Source organism: Neoroseomonas terrae, from assembly GCF_018129025.1.
In the GTDB taxonomy this organism is placed as follows: domain Bacteria; phylum Pseudomonadota; class Alphaproteobacteria; order Acetobacterales; family Acetobacteraceae; genus Neoroseomonas; species Neoroseomonas terrae.
Genome location: NZ_JAAEDI010000042.1, coordinates 23,728 through 44,661 on the forward strand (window position 1 = coordinate 23,728; position 20,934 = coordinate 44,661).

18 protein-coding genes and 1 pseudogene are annotated in these 20,934 nt (G+C 64.9%); 3 read left to right on the forward strand and 16 right to left on the reverse strand.

Annotated elements, in window-relative coordinates:
- Positions 1-6 precede the first annotated feature (6 nt).
- From GXW78_RS26300 to GXW78_RS26315, 4 genes are all read right to left on the reverse strand, one after another.
- A complete protein-coding gene (locus tag GXW78_RS26300) occupies positions 7-909 on the reverse strand; it encodes a Bug family tripartite tricarboxylate transporter substrate binding protein (RefSeq protein ID WP_211871891.1) in 903 nt (300 codons plus the stop codon).
- Positions 910-983: 74 nt separating this feature from the next.
- On the reverse strand, positions 984-1,898 hold the full coding sequence (locus GXW78_RS26305) for a TauD/TfdA dioxygenase family protein (protein ID WP_211871892.1): 915 nt from the start codon (positions 1,896-1,898) through the stop codon (positions 984-986).
- Between the two features lie 14 nt (positions 1,899-1,912).
- The gene (locus tag GXW78_RS26310) at positions 1,913-3,085 is read right to left on the reverse strand and encodes an alpha-hydroxy acid oxidase (protein WP_246522654.1); all 1,173 of its coding nucleotides are present in this window, start codon (positions 3,083-3,085) and stop codon (positions 1,913-1,915) included.
- A 29-nt stretch (positions 3,086-3,114) separates the two neighbouring features.
- Positions 3,115-4,104, reverse strand: a complete 990-nt coding sequence (locus tag GXW78_RS26315) for a Bug family tripartite tricarboxylate transporter substrate binding protein (protein ID WP_246522655.1) — start codon at positions 4,102-4,104, stop codon at positions 3,115-3,117.
- Between the two features lie 134 nt (positions 4,105-4,238).
- Here GXW78_RS26315 and GXW78_RS26320 point away from each other — a divergent pair, with 134 nt between their 5' ends.
- The gene (locus GXW78_RS26320; protein WP_211871894.1) at positions 4,239-5,174 is read left to right on the forward strand and encodes a LysR substrate-binding domain-containing protein; all 936 of its coding nucleotides are present in this window, start codon (positions 4,239-4,241) and stop codon (positions 5,172-5,174) included.
- Positions 5,175-5,237: 63 nt separating this feature from the next.
- Here the strand turns inward: GXW78_RS26320 and GXW78_RS26325 are convergent, their stop codons facing one another.
- The 7 genes and pseudogenes from GXW78_RS26325 to GXW78_RS26355 form a co-directional block, all read right to left on the reverse strand.
- On the reverse strand, positions 5,238-6,467 hold the full coding sequence (locus GXW78_RS26325) for an acetate--CoA ligase family protein (protein ID WP_211871895.1): 1,230 nt from the start codon (positions 6,465-6,467) through the stop codon (positions 5,238-5,240).
- A 39-nt stretch (positions 6,468-6,506) separates the two neighbouring features.
- Positions 6,507-7,249, reverse strand: a pseudogene (locus tag GXW78_RS26330) (CoA-binding protein); the annotation flags it as partial.
- Entirely contained in the window at positions 7,246-8,370 is a 1,125-nt protein-coding gene (locus GXW78_RS26335) for an acyl-CoA dehydrogenase family protein (protein WP_211871897.1), read from the reverse strand. The pseudogene GXW78_RS26330 and the gene GXW78_RS26335, both read right to left, overlap by 4 nt.
- Positions 8,371-8,374: 4 nt before the next feature.
- Positions 8,375-9,607, reverse strand: a complete 1,233-nt coding sequence (locus tag GXW78_RS26340; RefSeq protein WP_211871898.1) for an acyl-CoA dehydrogenase family protein — start codon at positions 9,605-9,607, stop codon at positions 8,375-8,377.
- Positions 9,604-10,581 (reverse strand): Bug family tripartite tricarboxylate transporter substrate binding protein, encoded by a 978-nt coding sequence (locus GXW78_RS26345; RefSeq protein ID WP_211871899.1) that lies wholly within the window; start codon positions 10,579-10,581, stop codon positions 9,604-9,606. Before GXW78_RS26345 ends, GXW78_RS26340 begins: the two co-directional genes overlap by 4 nt.
- A 12-nt stretch (positions 10,582-10,593) precedes the next feature.
- Positions 10,594-11,364, reverse strand: coding sequence for an enoyl-CoA hydratase/isomerase family protein (locus GXW78_RS26350; RefSeq protein WP_211871900.1), 771 nt, complete (start codon positions 11,362-11,364; stop codon positions 10,594-10,596).
- A gap of 17 nt (positions 11,365-11,381) precedes the next feature.
- Complete coding sequence (locus GXW78_RS26355) at positions 11,382-12,203, reverse strand: tripartite tricarboxylate transporter substrate-binding protein (protein ID WP_211871901.1); 822 nt, start codon at positions 12,201-12,203, stop codon at positions 11,382-11,384.
- Between the two features lie 321 nt (positions 12,204-12,524).
- Between GXW78_RS26355 and GXW78_RS26360 the strand changes: the two genes are divergently transcribed.
- A complete protein-coding gene (locus tag GXW78_RS26360) occupies positions 12,525-13,451 on the forward strand; it encodes a LysR substrate-binding domain-containing protein (protein ID WP_211871902.1) in 927 nt (308 codons plus the stop codon).
- Between the two features lie 1,622 nt (positions 13,452-15,073).
- Positions 15,074-15,868, forward strand: a complete 795-nt coding sequence (allE, locus tag GXW78_RS26365; RefSeq protein WP_211871903.1) for a (S)-ureidoglycine aminohydrolase — start codon at positions 15,074-15,076, stop codon at positions 15,866-15,868.
- Positions 15,869-16,001: 133 nt separating this feature from the next.
- Here the strand turns inward: allE and GXW78_RS26370 are convergent, their stop codons facing one another.
- From GXW78_RS26370 to GXW78_RS26390, 5 genes are read right to left on the reverse strand one after another with little or no spacing between them, the layout of a single operon-like run.
- Positions 16,002-16,934, reverse strand: a complete 933-nt coding sequence (locus GXW78_RS26370; protein ID WP_211871904.1) for an aminotransferase class IV — start codon at positions 16,932-16,934, stop codon at positions 16,002-16,004.
- A 10-nt stretch (positions 16,935-16,944) separates the two neighbouring features.
- The gene (locus GXW78_RS26375; protein ID WP_211871905.1) at positions 16,945-18,204 is read right to left on the reverse strand and encodes an NAD(P)/FAD-dependent oxidoreductase; all 1,260 of its coding nucleotides are present in this window, start codon (positions 18,202-18,204) and stop codon (positions 16,945-16,947) included.
- Complete coding sequence (locus GXW78_RS26380; protein ID WP_211871906.1) at positions 18,201-19,364, reverse strand: NAD(P)/FAD-dependent oxidoreductase; 1,164 nt, start codon at positions 19,362-19,364, stop codon at positions 18,201-18,203. The genes GXW78_RS26375 and GXW78_RS26380 overlap by 4 nt, the downstream gene beginning before the upstream one ends.
- A 15-nt stretch (positions 19,365-19,379) precedes the next feature.
- Positions 19,380-20,180, reverse strand: a complete 801-nt coding sequence (locus GXW78_RS26385; RefSeq protein WP_211871907.1) for an amino acid ABC transporter ATP-binding protein — start codon at positions 20,178-20,180, stop codon at positions 19,380-19,382.
- Positions 20,173-20,838 carry an amino acid ABC transporter permease gene (locus GXW78_RS26390; RefSeq protein ID WP_211871908.1) on the reverse strand — a complete coding sequence of 222 codons (666 nt, stop codon included), beginning with the start codon at positions 20,836-20,838 and terminating at the stop codon, positions 20,173-20,175. The genes GXW78_RS26385 and GXW78_RS26390 overlap by 8 nt, the downstream gene beginning before the upstream one ends.
- Positions 20,839-20,934 lie beyond the last annotated feature (96 nt).

Here is a 20,934-nt window from a genome sequence, read left to right on the forward strand (position 1 = left end):
CTTAACTCAGTCGAGCCTCAGGCCGATGGCCCGAGAGACGCCGGTCCATTTCCCGATCTCTGCCTGGACGTAGCTGCGCAGTTCGTCAGGACCGAGGTAAGCGGGCGTCAGGCCCTGTTCGATCAGGCGCTGCGCGATCTGCGGATCGGCCAGCGCCTCGCGCAGCGCGCCCGAGGCACGATCGCGGGTCGCATCCGGCAGACCGGCCGGGCCGAACATCGCGAACCAGGAATCGGCGATGACGCCTTCGGCGCCCTGCTCCACCGCCGTCGGCACGTCGGGTGCCTGCACCTGGCGACGGGCAGCGGTGACGGCTATGGTGCGCAGTCGGCCTTCCCGCACATGCGGCAGGATGGCGACCGTGTAGATCATCATCTTCACATGCCCAGCCAGCGTGTCGGACACGCCCTGGGCGATGTTGTTGTAGGGGATATGGGTCAGCGGCGCGCCGCTCCGCAGCGTGAGTATCTCACCGGCCAGGCCGTTGGAACTGCCGCGGCTGCCGGCGGCATAGGACAGGCCTTGCGGCTGCGCCTTCGCATAGGCGATCAGCTCCTGCAGGTTGTGGACCGGCAGCGAGGGATGCACGACGATGAAGTTCGTCGAGCTGCAGGCGAGACCGATCGGCGTGAAGTCCTGCACCGCGTCATAGGGAATGCGCGGCATCATCGCCGGCAGGATGCCATGCGACGAGGCCGCCGCCATCAGCAGCGTGTAGCCATCGCGCGGCGCGCGGGCGACAATTTCGCTACCTGTGACGCCGCCGGCGCCCGGCCGATTGTCGATGACGATGGCCTCGCCGAGCGTCTGCGCCATGCGCGGCCCGAGCACGCGCATCATCGTGTCGGTGGCAGATCCCGCCTGAAACGGCACGACCACGCGTATCGGTCGCGTCGGCCATTCCGTCATTTGCGCTTCCGCGTCGGCCGGCGCCACCGCAACGCTAACGGCAGCAGTGAGCAGATAACGCCGCGCTACGGAGGTCATGTCGGGCCCGCCGCTAGTTGGGTACCGAGTGCGCGCTTGATGAAGTCGGGATCGAAGATCTTATCGGCCATCACCTGACAGCGCTTCATCAGACGATGCTCGTCCGGACCATAGTCTGGGACGGCGTAGTGCCAGCTACTCAGATGATCCCAAATAAGCAGGTCGTCCTGCTGCCACCGGTGTACGTAACGGTACTCCGGTCGCATGATGTGGGTGAAGAGCTCCGTCAGTATCGCGTCGCTCTCGGCCCGCTCGACGCCATTGATGAAGTCGGTGAAGCCCGGGTTCACGTAAATGATGCGGCGACCGCTTACCGGATGGGTGAGGAAGACCGGATGCTCCACCGGCGGGCGGGCGCGACGCTGCTCAGGTGTCAACGGCGCGCGCGAACTGCCCTTCTCGCGGCGCATATGCTCCCAGTACATGTTCAGGTCATGCGTCGCGCTGGCATCGGCCAGGCGCTGCTTCAGCGCATCCGATAGGCCTTCGTACGCGGCGGCTGTGTCGCAGAATTCTGTGGCACCGAGCACCACGCCATCGCGCACCGGTACCTTGTAGGCGACCAGCGCATTCACGAAGCCGGGGGTACGGTTGTAGGTCATGTCCGTGTGCCAGTCCTGGCCGGCATCGGGGATGCCGATGAGCTTGCCGCCCTCCTTCACGTTGGAGAGGATGGAGACCTCCGGGACGCCCGGTTCGGACGTGCCCAGGCCGCTTTGCAAGGCGCCAAAGCGGGCGGAGAAGTCGCGCAACTCGGCCGCCGACAGCAACTGATCGGGGAACCGCAGCACGCAATGTCGACCGAGCGCTCTGAGAACATCGGCGAAGTCGGTATCCGCCAGCGGCTGGTGCAGGTCGATGCCGGTGACGGTGGCGCCCATCACGCCGTGATTTGGTTCGACGTGGATCATGATCGTTCTCCCCTTCAGCTGGATTCGCGGACCACTTGCAGTGCCGCAGCGCGGGCCAGGCCGTGGATGATGTCCGGGCCGATCTCCGGGATGGTGGGGCAACCGATCTGCGCCAACACCGTCAGCAACTCGCGCTGCAGGAGGTCGAGCACATGACGCGCCCCGGCCTCGCCGGCCAGCGCCGTACCGAACAGGCCAGGCCGGCCCATCAGCACGCCGGAGGCGCCGAGCGCCAGCGCCTTGACGACGTCGCTGCCGCGTCGCACGCCGCCATCCATCAGCACGGTGGCACGACCGCCGACTGCTTCGGCAATGGCCGGCAACGCGTCGATCGGCGCCACCGCCGCATCCAGGCAGCGCCCGCCATGGTTCGAGACGACAACGCCATCGGCGCCGCATTCGATTGCACGCAGCGCATCCTCCCGCCGCAGAATGCCCTTCACGACGAGCGCACGCGGCCAGCGGCGGCGCAGTTCCCGGATGTCATCCCATGTCAGGTTGTCGTTGCGCGCGGAGGGCAGATTCTCGCGGCCACCCTGGGTGATGGTCAGCTTCGTTTCGCCGGGCTGGTTCTCATAGCGCGGCATGCCGGTGGTGATGAGGTACTTCGCCATCACCCCAAGCAACCAACGGGGATGCAGTGCGAGGTCGAGCATCGCCCTCGGGCCGGGGTCGAAGGGCAGTGAGAAGCCGTTGCGCTTGTTGTACTCGCGGTTCGGCGTCACCGGCACGTCAACTGTGACGAACAGCGCCTGAAAGCCGGCCGCCGCCGCACGATCCACCAGCGCCCAGGACATCGACCGGTCGGCCCAGACATAGAGCTGGAACCAGTTCGTGCCGCCGGCTTTCTCGGCAATCTCCTCGATTGATGTCATTGAGCGTGTGGCGAGCGTGAATGGAACCCCCGCGGCCGCGGCCGCGCGTGCCAATTCCAGCTCACCACGCACCCAAACCAGGCCCGCCGCGCCGGTCGGCGCAATGGCGACAGGCATCGAGACGGGCGAGCCAAGCAGCGTCGTCGCAGCGCTGCGCTTGGAAACATCGGTCAGCCCCCGCGTTGTCAGCTTGATGCGCCGAAAGGCCTCGCGGTTCTCCGCCGAGGCAACGTCATCCTCGGCGCCCCGATCGATGAACTCGAAGATGCCGCGTGGCAGCCGACGGCGGGCAAAGTCCCGTACATCCGCCAAGTTCAAAGCTTCAGAAAGACCGTTGCCCATCACAGCCGCACATTGGCGGCGCGGCCGACGTCGGTCCATTTGGCGAGTTCGGCTTGCAGGAAGACGCTGAACTCTTCCGGCCCCATCGGCGCGGGCGTCAGGCCGGTGTCGACCAGTTTCTGCGCGACGCCGGGATCGTTCAGTGCATCGCGCATGGCGCCATAAAGCTTGTCGCGTACGACATCCGGCAGATGCGCGGGGCCAAAGAACGCGAACCAGGAATTTGCGACGACGCCCGCCGCACCCTGTTCGATTGCCGTCGGCACGTCGGGTGCTTGTAGCTGCCGTCTCTCCGAAGTCACGGCCAGCGCACGCATCCGCCCTGCCTGCACATGAGGCAGAACCGCAACGGTGTAAATCAGCATGGGAACATGGCCGGCGAGCACGTCATTCACAGCCTGCGCCTGGTTCCCATACGGCACGTGAACAAGGTTGGCGCCGGTGCGTAGCCTTAACAACTCCCCGGCCAGATGGTTAGAGCCGCCCACACCACCAGAGCCATAGCTCATGCCGCCCGGGAGTTCCTTCGAGTAGGCCACGAGTTCCTGCAAACTGTGCACCGGTACTGAAGGATGCACGACAATGAAGTTGGTCGAAGTGCACGCCAGGCCAATTGGCGTAAAGTCGCGGAGCACGTCGTAGGGCATGTTTGCCCTTAGCGCTGGCGCGATAGCATGCGAGGATACGGCGGCCATCAGGAGCGCGTAGCCGTCGGGTGGTGCACGTACCACGGGCTCGCTGCCTGTCACGCCGGCACCGCCGGCGCGGTTCTCGATGACAATTGCCTGACCCAATGCCTCCTGCATGTGCTGCGAGAGGTGACGCATCATGATGTCGGTGGCGGATCCGGCCGCAAAGGGGACGGTGATTCGGATCGGCCGCGTGGGAAAGGCGCCCTGCGCTGCCGCACCGCTGGCCGCGAGACCAAACATCGACGTGAAAAGCATTCCTTTCGCGCTCTGCACGAGCGCGCGGCGCGCAATCGCCATGTCCGTCCCTCTCCCTGGCGGCACAGACATTGGGTTGCCGTGTCACGCCTGATCCGACCTTTAGACTTAGGTCACTGATGCAGAGAAGTGATAATGTGTGATATCAGAATGTCAGAAGTGCATGAGGCGACACAGTGAAGCTCCATCAGCTCCGCTCCGCGCAGACCATCTTGGCGCAAGGCCTCAACATGACGCGGGCGGCGGAGCGCCTGAACACTTCGCAGCCCGGCATAACGCGGCACCTCCAACTGCTCGAACGAGATCTCGGCGTAGGGCTGTTCGTGCGCAGTGGGCGGCGGATCGTCGGGTTGACCGCGGCGGGTCGGGCATTGATGCCAATCGTTCACCGTATCCTCCGCGGGGCCGATGACCTGCAGCGCGTTGCCCGCGACCACGCAATAGGAATGGCAGGTGAAGTCACGGTTGCCACGATACATACGCATGCGCGGTACTACTTGCCGCGAAGTATCGAGCATTTTGTACGCGATCATCCGGCAGTGCGGCTCTGCTTGCTGCAGGGCACGCGAGCGCAGGTCGCCGCGTGGGTCAGCGGTGGTGAGGCCGATTTCTCCGTCGCCTCAGCGCCGGCCGAGGCATTCCCGGACCTCGCCTTCCATCCGTGTTACAATGTGCACCGCCTGCTGCTGACGCGGCACGACCATCCTCTGGCTGGTTACAGGTCGGTGCAGCTGAAGGACATCGCGCGCTATCCTCTCATCACATACGACCACGCGGCCGGGGCATGGCCGGAAATCGGGAGGGCGTTTGATCGCGCAGGATTGGCGGCAAATGTTGTCCTCGGCGCTATGGATGCAGACCTGATGAAGACGTATGTCCGTTCGGGGCTCGGCATCGGCATCGTCGCGCACGTCGCCTACGACGCAGAGGTTGATATAGACATCTGCGCACTCGACTGTCGGCATCTGTTCCCACAGACGCAGGTGCATGTAGGCGTGCGGCGCGGCGACGCGTTGACGCGCCACGCGCTGGACTTGATCAGTCTCTTCGCGCCGTCGCTGGCGCGCACGCTTAGCCGGGGCGCACAGAGGCCACGAGCCAGACGCACCTAGTATCTTCTTGCCGGAAGTGACGATGACTGGTTCAAAGAAAGTTTGATCTCTGCTGCCCCCGAGCTAGCAGCGTTGCCTCCCGCGCACGTGAATCAACGCGTCGAGTGCGACAACCCCATCCTCGAACACCAAGAGGGGGTTGACCTCAATGCTTGCAATCTCGTCCTGATGCCTGGCTCCGAATTCCGAGATGCGGCAGAGAGCTTCCACCAATGACCTAGCATCCATTGGTGGTCGCCCTCGCCAGTGATCAAGAAGCCGCGCCGCGCGCACGTCTCTGACCAGGACCTCGGCCCGCTTCGTCGTCAGCGGCGCGGACGCGAAGGCAACATCCTGAAACAGCTCGACTGAGACACCGCCTAGACCGAACATCACCATCGGGCCGAAAACGGGGTCACGCTGCACGCCGACGATCGTCTCGACCCCGCCCTTCACCATCGGCGCGATCAGAACGCCATCGAGCCGCGCGGCGGGCATTCGCTCCCGGGCTCGACCCATGACCTCAGAGAACCCGTGCGCGACCGCACGGCCATCACCAAGGTTCAGCAGGACGCCACCCACCTCCGTCTTGTGGGCAATGTCTTCCGAGAGAATCTTCAGCGCCACCGGGTATCCGAGTTCCGTCGCCGCCGCGATGGCCTCTTCCGCGGTTGCGCAGACGCGTTCTCGAAGTACGGGGACACCAGCCTGAGCAAGACGTGCCTTGGCTTCCGCCTCGTTTGAGATCGAGAGGTTCAGCGGAGGCCCGGGTGCGAAATCGGGTGGCGCGTCGGCATCTGCCTGAAGGATACGGATCTGCGCCGCCCCACGTATTGCCCGAATGGCTCGAGACGGATCTTCAAAAACGGGAATGCCGGCCCGCTCCAGCGGAAGCCGGATCTCGTCCACATGGGTCATCACGGCAACGACCAAGCGATCTGGGAAGACGCGCCGGAGTTCCGTCAATGAGTGCTCCAACGGGGGAAAGCGCGCGGCGTTGCGGCCGAGATGGGCGAGGTAGAACACCATGGAGCCAAGATCTGCGCTCCGCATCATCGCCTGGCTGACACCCTCGAAGATGTGCATCCGACCACCGAGCTGAGCCGTCGTGTCGATCGGATTGCGCCCACCGGCGACGGGGTGGATGTCGCGGATGCGCGTCAGTGCTTCCGGCGGCATAGGGGGGACATCGAGGCCGGCCTCGATACAGGCGTCGGCCATTAACACCCCGATCCCGCCCGAAACGCTCAGGATACCGACACCTGAGGAAGGCGGCCGCGGCCCGATGGAACAGACGTAGGCAATGTCGAGCATCTCCTCGATCGACGAGACCCTTAGTGCACCGCACTCTCGAAACACTGCATCGAAGACGCGATCTTCGCCGGCAAGCGATCCTGTGTGGGTGGCTGCTGCTGTCGCGCCGACATCAGTGAGGCGCAGATCACCGTCGTCCCCGGATCCTCGGCCAGGTAATCGATGGCGGAGGCAACGTCGACATCGACTTCGTTGCCCGTGGCGATGGCGCGGCTGATTCCGATGCCTCGGAACCCCGCCACGGCGTAGATGTGCGAACCAAAGGCGCCACTCTGCGTCGCGACACCCACCGTGCCCGGCGGCGGCTTTGCTGTCGCCAGCAGGCTCGAGAACGTCCCGAAGAGCGAATCAGGGGGACTGATGCTGCCCAGACAATTGGGGCCGGTGATCCGAAGACCCGTGCGCCGAACGGTGTCTGCCAGGCGGTCCTGCATGATGACCCCCTCGCCACCCTCCTCCGCAAAGCCCGAGGACATCACCTGTACATGCATGATGCCCTTGGCAGCACACTCTTCCAGTGCCGTCGCCACCGCCGGCGCTGGGAGCAGAATGAGCGCGCTGTCGGGCGTCTCGGGAAGGTCCGCGACGCTCTTCCACGATTGGAGCCCCTGCACATCTCTGCCACTGACATTGATGGGGAAGAGACGCCCCTGGTAGCCGAGTTCCTTCAAATGCAGGAGCGTCCGTCCTCCAAGCTTCTCAGGATCGCTCGAGGCACCGATCACAGCGAGCGATCGCGGTCGGAACATTTTCTCGAGGGCATGATTCGAACGGTCGCTCATGCGGCTGCGTCCGGTCGATCTCCACGCGCCATCAGCCGTGCCTCGTGAAAGGCAGCACCGCCGTACTCGAACTCAACCATGAGCAGGCGCTTCGCGAGGCGGGAGGCGAGCAACTCCTCGGTCATGCCCATGCCGCCATGCAGCTGAATGGTGGCCGCGGCAAACCGGCGGCTCGCCGCGCCGATATGGAGCTTCGCAAGATCCAACCCGCGCTCTGGCCATGCTGATGGGGATGCGATCCGATCCAGCAGGTCCATTACCATCGCGCGCAGGTTCCCGTACACGACGTAGAGATCTGCCACCTTGTGCCGCAGAACCTGGAAAGTCGACAGCGGGGCATCGAACTGCACGCGTTCGTTGAGATACCTGATGGTCTGTCCAAGCAGGGCGCCCATTGCCGCGACGGCTTCAACGCAAGTGAGGAACGCGCCAACTTGCGTCGCTCTCTCGATGGCCCCTCCGACGTCCCGGCCGCGCGCCAGTATTGTTCCCTTCAGTAGCCGGGCCTCACCGAACTGAATGTCGAGAGTGGGACGGCAGTCGATGCGTTCGTGATGGCGGAACGCCGCACGCTCATCGTTGGAAGAAAGCAGCAGCATCACCGCTTCGCCTTCAACTGTGCAGCCGACGAGGACATGGGTCGCATCGGGCGGGCACTCGATCCCGATCATGCCTCCACTCAGTCGTGGCACGTCGCCGACCCACTGCGCGGTCATGGGCGAGCCGGCGGAACTGGTGTGGATCGGCGCGATTCCGGCGGCGACCCGATGCGTGCCGGCGGCGATCCCAGCAAGCAGTGGCCTCCCGGCATCTCCAGCACCGGCCAAGAGTATCGGGCCGACCCCAATGACGCTTGCAAGCGGGAGAGCGGCCGCACTGCACGCCGCTCCCTCGACCAGGGCCGCGACGTCGCCTAGGCCGCCGCCTGCGCCACCGGCAGCTTCCGGTATCGCCACGGATGGCCACCCGAGGGCCGTCAGCTCACGCCATGCCTCCTCGAGCAGCTCGGCGCGCTCCTCAAGACTGGCGAGGCGCGCCAAACGGGTATCATAGGCGGCGGCGAAGCGCGCCGCCGAATCGAAGAGATCGCCGGGAACCATCGGAGCAGCGGCAAAGGACACGGCATCAGGCTCCGAACAAGCTCTTCGCGAGGAGGTTCTTCTGGACTTCGCTGCTGCCGCCGTAGATCGTCCTCGCCCTGCCGTGGAGGAAATTGTGCAGCCATTCCACGCCTTGCTCACCCGCATTCGTCCGCTCGTCGCCGACGGCGCGGAACCGGCCGGCCACCCGGCGGCCCACGGCATCGAGGCCGATTTCATCGAGGGTTTGCATGAGATTCGAGGATAGCAACTTGATGACCGAGGATACGGTGCCAAGCGGCCGCTTGTGCACGATGTCCTCAATGGCATGGCGCCCGAGTGCACGAACGCCCTGGATCTCAGCCTCAGCGTGCAAGATCCGGCGCACCAGATCGGCGTAGTGCGAACTGCCGGGCTCATCACGATACTCCTCGGCGACCATGCGCCGGGTCCGCGCCAGCAACCGGATCAGCGGCGCTACATTGGCGCCGCCAAGGCGTTCGTGGCTCAGCAGGAACTTCCCGTACGCCCAGGCCTTACCTTCCTCCCCGATCCGATTGGCAACCGGCACGCGGACGTTGTCGAAGAACACCTCGTTGACGTTGTGCAGGCCGTCGATGGTGCGGATGGGCCTCACGGTGAGGCCGGCCGAGTTCATGGGGATCAGCAGCATGGTGATTCCATCCTGCTTGCGGGTCCCCCGCGATGTTCGGACCAGGGCGTACATCATGTCCGCCTCATGGGCTCCGGTCGTCCATATCTTCTGGCCGTTGACGACATACTCGTCGCCTTCGCGCACTGCCGACGTCTTCAGCGACGCAAGGTCGGAGCCCGCACCTGGCTCAGAGTAGCCCTGGCACCAATGCACCTCGCCACGCAGCATCGGAGGCAGATAGAGCGCCTTCTGGTCATGAGTACCGAACTCGATCAACACGGGCGCGATATGCCGCAAGGCTTGGTAAGGCTGGGTCGGGCAATCGCACTCGGCCATCGTCTCGTCGAAGATGTGCCGCCGGCGTAGGTCCCAGCCCGTCCCGCCGTATTCCTTCGGCCAATTCGGCGCGCCCCAGCCATTCGCATAGAGGATCGTCTGCCAACTCAGCATCTCGTGCCGGCCGAGCTTCTTGAGACCGACGACTGCCTGGCGCAGCTCGGCCGGACAATGCGTCATGGCGAAGTCTCTGACCTCATTGCGAAAGGCCTCGTAGTCGATCGCCAGGCTGTCGCTGGTATCCATCACACTCTCCAATCGGCGCTCCATCGACGTCAGCAACTTCACTGGGCGGCGATGTTTGCGGCTCGGAAGACCTCGCTCCACTTTGTCAGCTCGACAGTGAGGAACCGGCCGAAGGCATCCGATGTCATGGCTTCCGGATCGAGGCCGTCCTGCAGGAACATCTCCTGGATCTCGCCGCTGCTGGCGACGGCGAGGAAGTCAGCCTCGATCTTGCGTCTCAAAGCTACGGGTGCGGCAGTGGGCGAGAAGAAGCTGTAAAAGGTGCGTATTTCCACGTCGAAGCCGCTCTCGATCATCGTCGGAACGTCCGGCGTAACCCGATTTCGTATGGGACCGCTGCTCGCGATCGCCCGTATCTTCCCTTCCTGAACATGCCGGATCGACGTCGCGGAATCGTACATTGCGTTGATGTGGCCAGCGAGAAGGTCGGTAAGCGCAGGTGCCGTGCCGCGGTAGGGAATGTGGGTGATCTCGATGCCTGCCCGCATGGCAAAAAGCTCCGCAGCCAAGTGCGGCGTTGCCCCGATCCCTGACGAGCCGAACTTCAGGGCACCCGGGTTGGCCTTGCCGTAATCCTGTAGTTCCTTCGCTGTGCGCGCGGGCACGGAAGGATGCACGAAGAAGATTCCGCCACCGAACGCCACAAGCGCCAGTGGTGATAGTGCCGCCGGCGTATAAGGCATGTTGCGCAACAGCAATTGGTTGGTGACCATGCCGGTCGAGCCAAGCAGGAGCGAATGCCCATCGGGAGGAGCATTCGCCACTGCCGCTGCCCCGATGGCCGCCGCGCCGCCAGGGCGAGCGACAATCACGACCGGCTGCCTCCAGACCTCAGCCAGACGCACGCCGAAGGCGCGTGCATATCGATCGGCGGGTCCACCAGCCGCGTAGGGTACCACGATCTCGACCGGGCGCGTCGGCCAGGCCTCCAGCCCGGATGACTGCGCCGGAGCCGAGCTGGCACCGGAGGCCGCGACGAGCAGCCCACCGAGCATCGTGCGACGTTCCAAGGTCATGGTCGTCCCTGCCTATCGTCCGGTAAGCTTCGGGGCTCGCTTCTCGAGCGACGCCCGGCGGGCCTCCGCGGCGTCCTCGGTCCGAGAGAGTTCGTAGGTGAAGTTTTGCTCGAAGCGATAGGCGTCCTTGGGCGACATCAACTCGACCAGATTGCAGCTGTTCTTCGCGTACTTAATACCCAGCGGGCTCTTTCCCGCGATGTCGCCCGCGATGCGCATCGCCTCCGGCAGCAGCTTGTCCGGCGGCAGGCAAGCCTCGATCACGCCAAGCCGATAGAGTTCGGCAGCCGGCATGCGCATACCGGTGTACATGAGCAGGCGGGTACGGGACTTGCCGAACAACTCACGCAGCATCGCCGCGCCGCCAGCGAGGCCGACATTGATCTCGGGCATGCCGAAGACCGCCTCCTCGCTGGCCAGCATGATGTCGCATGACGCCATCAGGCCGAAGCCGGCACCGAGCGCAGCACCATTTACGGCGGCAATCACCGGCTTGAAGCACTCCTTGATGGCGTTGCCGGTCTCCCGCGCTAGGCGGTTGTGGCGCCAGTGGGACCCGGGGTCGTTCGGATCCGGGCGTTGCTTCAGATCCGCTCCGGCGCTGAAGATCTTTCCCGCGCCAGTGAGCACCGCAACGCGAACCTCAGGCATGTCGTTGATGCGGTCGAAGACTTCAATGATCCGATCGCGCATCTCCCAATTGACCGCGTTGACCGGCGGGCGATCGAGGGTGACGAGCGCGATGTGATCGGAGACCTCGAACCTGACAATTTCAGACGTCACTGCACACGCTCCCTGAGCTACAGCCGGATCCCGGCATGCTGGATGACCTGTCGCCATTTCACGGACTCACCCCGCAGGATCCGGCGCGCCTCCTCCGAGGAAGTGCCTGACGGAACGGCGCCCATAGGTGTCGCATGAGCCTCTACCGCCGGATCGCGCAGCACGATTTGGATCTCGTCGTTGAGGCGATCGACGATGGGCTTGGGGGTGCCGGACCGAACCGCGATGAAGCCGAATGCTGACACCTCATAGCCCGGCAGTGTGTCGCTGATCGTGGGCAAGTCCGGCATCAATCCGGAGCGGGTCGATGTGGTGATCGCAAGTGCCCTCAGCTGGCCAGCGCGGACAAGTGGCAGTTGGCTGCCGAAATTGTCGAACGAGACCGGCACCTGGCCGCCGACTACGTCGTTCAGCGCGAGAGCGGAGCCGCGATAGGGCACATGCGTCATCCGGATCTGCGCCATGAAGGTCAGGAGCTCTGCGGCGAGATGAGGTCCTGAGCCAATACCGGCCGTTGCATAAGGCAGCCCGCTAGGCGTGGCCCTGGCCAATTCAATCAGCTCGGGAAGCGTATGCGCCTGAACGCTGGGATGAACTGCGATGGCGTAGGCCCCGCGCGATACGAGGCTCACGGGATCGAAGTCGCGGTCGGCGTCGTAGGGAAGGTTGCTCATCAGGATCGGCAGGATGGTGAGCTGACCAGGCGTGCCGTAGAGAAGCGTGTATCCGTCGGCGGGCGCGGTCGCGACGGCTGCGGCCGCAAGTGTGCCGCCTGCGCCACCGCGATTCTCCGACACCACGCTTTGACCGATGCGCTGGCCGAGAAGGCCGGCAATCACGCGGGCTCCACCATCGGCGGCCCCACCTGGCGCGAATGGGATCATCAATCTGACTGGTCGGTTGGGCCAACTGCTCGCATCGCGAGCCTGCTGTCCCCACGCGGGGTTCAGAGTGGCTGATCCTCCCGCAAGTCCCAGGGCCCCGAGTAACGCTCGGCGCTCAAGCGTCGGCTGGCCGGCACGGCCACCGTCCGGTTTGTTCATCGCGCTTCCTTCCCCATCCGTCGTGCTTCAGGGGTAGCGGAACGGTAGCGGCAGCATGAGATAGCGGATACTGATTTATTCCTATTGAACTATGCAGAACCCTGATGGATCTCCCCGATGAACCTGACGCAGCTCCGATCCGCCCGTGAAGTCGCACTGCAGGACTTCAACTTGGGCCGAGCGGCCCGTCGGCTGAATGCATCGCAGCCGGGGATCACAAGGCATATCCAGTTGCTGGAAGCTGACCTTGGCGTGGCAATCTTTGCCCGCAGCGGGCGTCGGCTTACGGGTCTGACGCCGGCAGGAAGGGCCCTGATGCCGCTCGCGGAGCGCATGCTGGACACGCATCACCAAATGCAGGGCGTCGCGCGCGACTATGCCACGGGTGCCAGCGGTGAGATCACCGTCGCTACCATGCACGCGCATGCGAGATACATTCTACCAGGGCCGATCGCGAACTTCGTTCAGGACTTCCCCCTGGTTCGCCTCCGGCTACGACAAGGTTCGCGCGCTGACGTCATTCGATGGTTGAGCTGTGGTGAGGCCGATTTCTCGCTCTCCAGTGTGCCCGAAGGCGCGTTCTCCGATTTGCAGTTCCACCACTGCTACGATGTGCACCGGGTTGTCCTGACACCAAAAGGGCACCCGTTGACGAACTGCAAGCGCCTCACCCTCGAAGACCTCGTCCAGTATCCGATCATCACCTACGACCATCTCCTCCAGGTGTGGGAGGTTGCGGGCCACGAACTGGAGCGGCGCGGGTTACGGCCGAATTTCGTGCTGAGCGCCGTCGATGCGGACATCATGAAGACCTACGTCCGCTCCGGCCTCGGGATCGGCATCATCTCCAACATCGCATACGACTCCGAGATGGACGCCGACCTGGAGGCCTTGGACGCGCGACATCTGTTCTGGACCGCCCCCGTCCAGGTCGGTGTCCGCCGGCACGACAAGCTGAGTCCCCACGCGCTTCATCTGGTCGGTTTGTTCGCTCCCGCAGTGCAGCGCGCGCTCCAGCTAGGCGGACGAAGCCTCACGACATGAAAGGGCCCGGGTCGCGTCGGTGCGGGGGCCGCATCTGGCCAATGTCTCGCAGGCCAGTGGCAAGGCCGGCATGCGCGTGGCGGCATGCGGCGCCGCCGGCGCCGCCCCGGTGACGTTCCCGATGGCGGCGCTGCTGGTGGCGGCCGCGGCAGTCGAGCGGGCCTATTGGGGGGCTGCACCGCAACGGCTCGTTGGACGTCGCCGGCGCAGAGCTTATGCCGATCGTGCGCTACAGTTAGGTGGTCGGATTGGACGCCGCGCAACTGGCCGAGGAGCGACACATCGCACGGGTGGCCAGTGTGGTCGAAGTGGAAGGCGGGTCCGGCAGGGCCGCGTAAGCGCATGTCGCTGTTGCGGCTTCGCTGATACCCGCTTCATTTTCCCTGCAGGGCCCTCTGATGTTCCCTGCTCGGGTGTGTAGGGAATTGCACCGGAGTGGCAGGTTTCCGCGCTCTCCAGGCGGGCGGCGCCCCCCGCCAAATGCGTGAGTCAACGCCAGTTTCCCTGTTTTTTTCCCTGAACAACAGGGAAACTCGGCCGCAGGCGACAGAGACAGGTTTGCGAAAGACTGCCCACACAACCATGCTAAATTGTTGATATTGAAGCATTTTACCTTCAGAATGGGCCCTCGCGGTAAGGCCCAGAAATACCGCGGCTTTGCGCCGATATCGTTCTCGCACCCTGCCCGGGACACGCATGTGGTCCCAGATTCGCGGCGCCCCGCCGCGTCCGGCACGGCGGACTGCAGCACTGCATACAGGGCCACCTCATCGGCAGGGAGCCGTCGGATGCGGCCGATCACCAATTGCTCGAGATCGCTCGCGGGAAGACGGCGGCCCGTCGGCGATGAGGACCGCGGTGAGGCGATCAACGTTTGCGAACGCCGCGCGTGTCCGCTCGATCCTTGAAGCACGCGCGAAGGAAAAGGAACGCGTGGAAGAGAGTTTTTTGAAACTGTCCAGCGGACAATGCAGCATTGCCGCCTGCCGCTAGCCTTCATCGCTAGTCCTACAGGTCGACCGTTCATCGTAGCGTCGTTCCCTCTGCGCGGCGCTGTTGCAGACGGGGCAGCCGTCATCCATGAAAGAACCCTTGCCGTTCACTTGCGGCTGCAGGCCAAGCGATTCGCCTCTGTCGTATCAACGACCGCTTAGGGGAACGGCGCATTGCTGTCTAAATGGCAGAATTGGGCGCATTGCCGACCGGCAGTGCCGGACCGCTGTCAGTCACCTTCAAACGCGATAATGCGAAACGAACATGTCCGCAGATCTTGCGGTCGCGCTCCTACGTTTGATTGTGACCACGCACCCACACGATTGCCGATCGAGTTCACCCCGATCGGACAAGGTCGCGCCGGCCGTGCTGGATGACGCCGTGCGCGGCTGCGTCAACGACGGAGCGCCCGATGCAGTGCTGATCTGGGGCACCAACATGCCGGGCCTGCCGGTGGTCGCGCCGCTCGAGGCGGAGTTCGGCGTCGCGGTGATCGATTCCTGTCGGTCGGCATATGGGGGCTTGCGGCGCTCGACCTGCCGGGGCTGCCGCAGGGTAGCATCTTCGGCTTGCTGTAGCCGGGCACCGCGTTTCCATGATTTGCTGACGATCCAGTTCAGGACGACGCCATGCATCCTCGCGACCTCACGCTGCCACCGGGCCGGCTACTACCTGGAGCGGTCGGCCACAACCGCGGGGTGGTCCGCCCGAACTACGCCTTTCTGCCGCCTGAAGGCGTGCTCAAGAGCCGGCTGCCGCAGTATGAGGCGACCGATGTGCGCTTCCTTGCTGCGCCTTCGCTCGGCGCGCGCTTCGCCCAGTTCGTATTGGAGATCGCGCCCGGTGGCGGCACCCGCGCCTCGATCGCCGAGCCCGGCATCCAGCACTTCTATTTCGTGCTCTCCGGTTCGGCGATCCTGCAGGTCGACGGGCGCGCCGAGGAGAAGGACCGCGGCGGCTTCCTGTATGCGCCGCCCGGCATGCCCATCGAGATCCGCAACCAGGGGCAGGTGCCGGCCCGCGTGCTGGGGCTGCGCAAGCGCTACGAGGCCATCGGCCTACCGCCGCCGTCGGCCATCCTATCGCATCAGCGCGACGTGCCGCGCACCAATCATACCGGGCTGGCCGGACGCGGCTTCCAGCACCTGCTGCCGTTCGGCGACCTCGCTTTCGACTTTGAGATGAACCTGATGTGGTTCGGCCCTGGCACCTTCTTCCCGGCGATCGAGACCCACATCATGGAGCACGGCCTGTACATGCTGCAGGGCCAGGGGCTCTATCTGCTCGGCACCGAGTGGCACGAGATCTGGGCCGACGACTTCATCTGGATGGGCGCGTACTGCCCGCAGCAGTTCTATCCGACCGGGCCGGACGAGGCAGCCTACCTGCTCTACAAGGACGTTAACCGGGACGTGGCGCTATAGGGGCCCGACCGGCGAGGCGTCCAGTGGGTGACTGCGAGGCGTGCGGCTCGTGGCGGCTCAAGCTTGCCCGGAGTCGGAGTCGCCCGACACAGTCGACGGTTCAATACCTCCAAGTGCGCGTCTGCAAATGCAGCTAAGCTACGCCAAATGGCATGGAAGCCGGGACCTCGCGGTCCTTCAGCTCATCGTAGAACGCGCGGAGGCTCGCAGTAGTCGGGCCGGGCAATGCGAACCGCAGGGTTCGTCCGTCTATCGACCGAACCGGCGTCAGTCCGCCGAAGGTCCCGGTTACGAATGCCTCGTCCGCCGCATACACGTCCGACAGCGTGAAGTTGCCCTGACGTAGTGGGATGCCGTTTCGACGGCATAGCGCGATGACGTTTCCCCGCGTGACGCCGTTGAAGCAATAGTCCCCTGACGAGGTGCATACCTCCCCATCGCGGACGAAGAAGAAATTCGTCGCGTTGCAGGAAGAAACGAAGCCATGCGGATCGAGCATCAGTGCCTCATCTGCACCTACCCGGATCGCCTGGAGCAGCGCCGTGATCAGGTTAAGCCGGCTGTGCGAATTCAGGCGCATGTCGAACATGTCCGCCGGCGAGCACCGGATCGACGAGGTTGCGAGCGAAAGCCCCTTCGTCACGATCTCCGGACTCGGCTGCTTCCATTCAGCGACGATGACGAACGTCGCCGGGCCGATCGTGTGGCGCGGATCCTGGTTCGGTGCCTTCTTGAGGCCCCGCGTGACCATCAGACGGATATGGACGCCGTCCTCCATGCCGTTGGCGTGGATCGTGGTCCAAAGCGCTGCGGTCAGCTCGGCGCGCGTCATGCCGATATCAAGGTCGATGGCGGACGCACCCGCGTAGAGACGATCAAGATGACGGTCCAGGAAGCACAGAGCCCCTTTGTGCAGCCGCAGCCCTTCCCACACCCCGTCGCCCAGCACAAAGCCGGCATCGAAGACGGAGACACGCGCCTCGTCGCGCGGGACCAGCGCGCCCGACAAATAGATCTTGACCGCCGCATTGCGCGGGTCAGCCGCGAAGTCCTGGCTGCCTTTCATGGCGAGGCTCCTATGCCCATGCGCGTCCGGAGAATCGCGTGGCGCGAAACGGCGTGATGTCGAAGTTGCTCGGCGTGTCGGTGGCGAGGTCCGCGACCAGGCGGCCGGTCGTTGCCGCGAAGGACAAGCCCATATGACCGTGCCCGAAGGCGTAGATGACATTCCGCGCGATCGTCGCGCGATCGATGACCGGAAGGGAGTCCGGCAGCCCGGGGCGATGGCCCATCCAGAACTTCGCGCCTTCGGTGTTCAACCCTGGGAAGAGCGCCCGCCCCCCATCAAGGATGCGGCGCGCGCGATCCCAGTTCGCCGGAGCGTCGACGCTGGCGAGTTCCACGGTGCCCGCCAGACGAAGCCGATCACCCATTGGGAGAACGGCGAAGCCACGCTCGGTATGGGACATGGCATGCCGCGGCATGACGCCTGGGTTGGGCAGCACGGCGTGGTACCCGCGCTCACTCTCCAAGGGCAGCCGATCGCCCAGCAGTGCGGTGAGGCGATGCGACCAGGCGCCCGCGGCGATGACGATCTGGCTCGCGGCGATGAGTCGCCCGCCCTGCAAAGCGACGCCACGCACGGCATCGCCTCCGTGGCTGAAGCCCGTGACGGTGCCATGCTCGACCGTACCGCCGCCGGCGCGAAAGCCGGTATCCAGGGCGCGCATCAGCGCGAGAGGCTCGATCACCGAGGATCGCTCCGGGGACGCGATGGCGAAGGTGATGTCGTCCGACAGAGTCGGCTCAAGCGCGCGAAGCGCCTCGCGATCAAGCAGCTCGAATTTCAGCCCGGCCTTGACACGCAGATCCCAGCGCCAGCCCTCCGCGTCGAAGTGCTGGCGTGACGGATAAAGCCGCAGATGCGGCCCCGGCTGCACCAGCGCCTGAGCGCCCGTCGCTTCCAGCAGAGGCTGGTAGTCGAGGTGGATGCGGTCGGACAGCGCCGCCAATGCCGCCGAGATGGCCGCGACGCGATCCATCCGGCCCGCGCGCAGCAGCCTGACTAGCCATGGCGTCAGGCGCGGCACATGGCGCCACCTCAGGGCGAGCGGCCCGAGCGGGTCCATCAGCCAGCGCGGCACCTTGGCCGGCGTGTCGGGACCGGAAAGCGGCACGACCTCGCCAACGGCGAATTGCCCGGCATTGCCGAAGGAAGCTGCGCGCTCGGGATCGCCCGGATCGACTAGCGTCACCGGCAGGCCCCGGCGCTGAATCTGCAGTGCCGAGCACAGGCCGATGAAGCCGCCGCCGATGACGACGACAGGCGCGCTCACGCCTTTGGCCCGTCATCCTGGATCGGCGTGCCGTCGACAATCCGCTGCCATGAGAAGCGCGAGAGGTCGATGCTGCGGAAGCCGCCGTCCAGGATCAGTTCCTTGACCGCCCGGCCGACCGCCGGCGCGTGCTGCAGTCCGTGACCTGAGAAGCCGGCGCAAAGCAGCATGTTCGGCACGGCGCCGATCCAGTCGATGACGGGATTGCCGTCGAGATGGTTCATGTCGTAGTGCCCGACCCAGCCGCCACGTGGCTTGATGGTCTCGAAGGCCTGACACTGCTCGGCGAGTTGCGGCCAGAGCTGCTCCTCGAACACCTCGTGCTGGAGGTCCCAGTTGAAGCCCGGAGGCTCGCCGAAATTGGTGTGGCCGCAGAGATAGACGCCGGAATGCTGTCGCACGGCGAATCCGTTGAGATAGCGCATGGCCGGGAAGGTCTCGACCGCATCCTGCGACAGGAAATGGAACTGCTGCCGCCGCATGGGGGCGATCGGGATCGTCACGCCGACCATCGCGCAGACATCCGCCGCCCAGCAATTGGCGGTGTTGATGACGATCTCGACCGGGAGCGTCGCGCCGGACTCCAGCCGTGCCAGCGTGACCCGGTTGCCCTGCATCTCCAGTGCGACCACGCGATCCTTCACAAAGGTGATGCCGAGCCCCTCCGCCGCACGCCGATATCCCATCAGCGCGGCATTCGGGTCGATCTGCCCGTCGTCCGGCGACAAGGCGCCGATCTCCGCGCCCTTGAAGCTGAAGGAAGGATAGCGCCGTCGCAATTCGGCGACGTCATGGACTTCGACCTCGACGCCCAGCGCCTGCTGCATGCGGACATTGGCCTCCAGCGAGGCGCGCGCCTCCGCACCCTCGACGAGGAAGAGGTAGCCGATGCGGTGGAACTGCGGGTCGAAGGTGACCTTGCCGCCGGTAACGTGCTGATCGAAGGCAGAGTAGACGGTGTCCCCGTACAGGGACATCTGCACGTTCTCCGGTACAGCGTGCTGCAGGCGAACACCCCCCACGGCACGCGGCGTCGCCGCGAACTCATAGGTCGGGTCCGGCTCGACCACAGTGACATCGGCAGCGATGCCGGCGCGCGCGAGCGAATAGGCGATGGCGGAACCCATGATGCCGCCGCCGATGATGACGATACGCCGCATGGACGCGACACTCCCTCAGGCTTGCTGTTCGGCGCCCGTCTCGGGCAGGCGGAACAGCGTGTGGCTGCGCAGGAAGTCGCGCGTGCGCTCGCGCTTCGGATGCAGCAGGACTTCCTGCGGCGTACCCTGTTCGTGGACTTCCCCGCCTTCGAGGAAGATGACGCGATGCGCGACGTTGTAGGCGAAGCCGAGCTCATGCGTGACGACCAGCATGGTCATCCCTTCCTCGGACAGGCGTCGCATCGTCAACAGCACTTCCCCGACCAATTCCGGGTCGAGGGCGGATGTCGCCTCGTCGAACAGCATCATGGAGGGTTCCATCGCAAGCGCTCTAGCGATGGCCACACGCTGCTGCTGCCCGCCGGACAGGCGGGCGGGATACTCGCCCGCCTTCTCGAGGATGCCGACGCGGCGGAGATTGTCATGTGCAAGCTTGCGCGCGGCTTCGGTCGTCATGCCGCGGAGCTTCATCGGCCCGATCATGACGTTGCCCTCGACCGTCATATGCGGGAACAGGTTGAACTGCTGGAAGACCATCCCGACGCGTGCGCGCAGCGCGTTCAGCTCGGCGTTCGAGTAGGCCATCACGCCGGGCTTCGTCGTCACCTGTCCGACGAGCTTGCCTTCCACCGTGATGCGGCCTTCGTTCGGCATCTCCAGGAAGTTCAGGCAGCGCAGCAGCGTGCTCTTGCCCGAGCCGGACGCGCCCAGGATGACCGCGGTCTCACCCTTGCGAACGGACAGGTTGATCCCGCGCAGGACATGGAGAGGACCGAAGCGCTTGTGGAGGTTCTCGACACGCAGGACCTCAGACATGACGACGCAGCCTCCGTTCGAGCCAGGATGACAGCAGGCTGACGAAGGTCAGCGTGACGATGAAGAAGATGCCGACGGCGGTGTAGCTCTCGATCGGGCGGAACTCCTGGTCGCTCAGCACCTTGGCGGAGTAGAGGATCTCGCCATAGGCGATGGTGGACGCCACCGTGGTGGTCTTGACGATCTCCATCACCTGGTTGGTCAGCGGCGGAACCACAGCACGAACCGCCTGCGGCAGCACGACCCAGCGCATGAGCGCGAGATGGCCGAAGCCGATGGCGCGGGCGGCCTCCCACTGGCCGCGCTCGATCGACTGGATGCCGGAGCGGAAGATTTCCGCCAGGTAGGCGCCGGCGTAGAGCGAGATTGCGACGGCAGCGGCGCTGAAGGCGTTGGGCTGCATCCCCGTCAGGATCGGCAGGGTGAAGTAGCACCAGAAGATCTGCACCAGTACCGGGATGTTGCGGAAGAACTCGACATAGGCGACGCCCAGCAGGCGCAGCGGCGCGAAGCGCGAGAGCTGCGCCGACGCGAAGAGGAGGCCGAGCACGACACCCGCCACGACGCAGGTCGCGGCAAGTCGCAGCGTCCCCATCAGCCCGCGCAGGATGAAGTCGCGCTGCTCAAGGAGAAAGGCGAAGTCCCATCCGTGCTCCATGCCGCTCTACTTGTTTGGTCCCGGGCTTTGATGGTGCAGTCTTCTCGCCGGCATGGAGGGATGCGCTATGGGCCAGGTTCTCCACGGCTGCGCCCG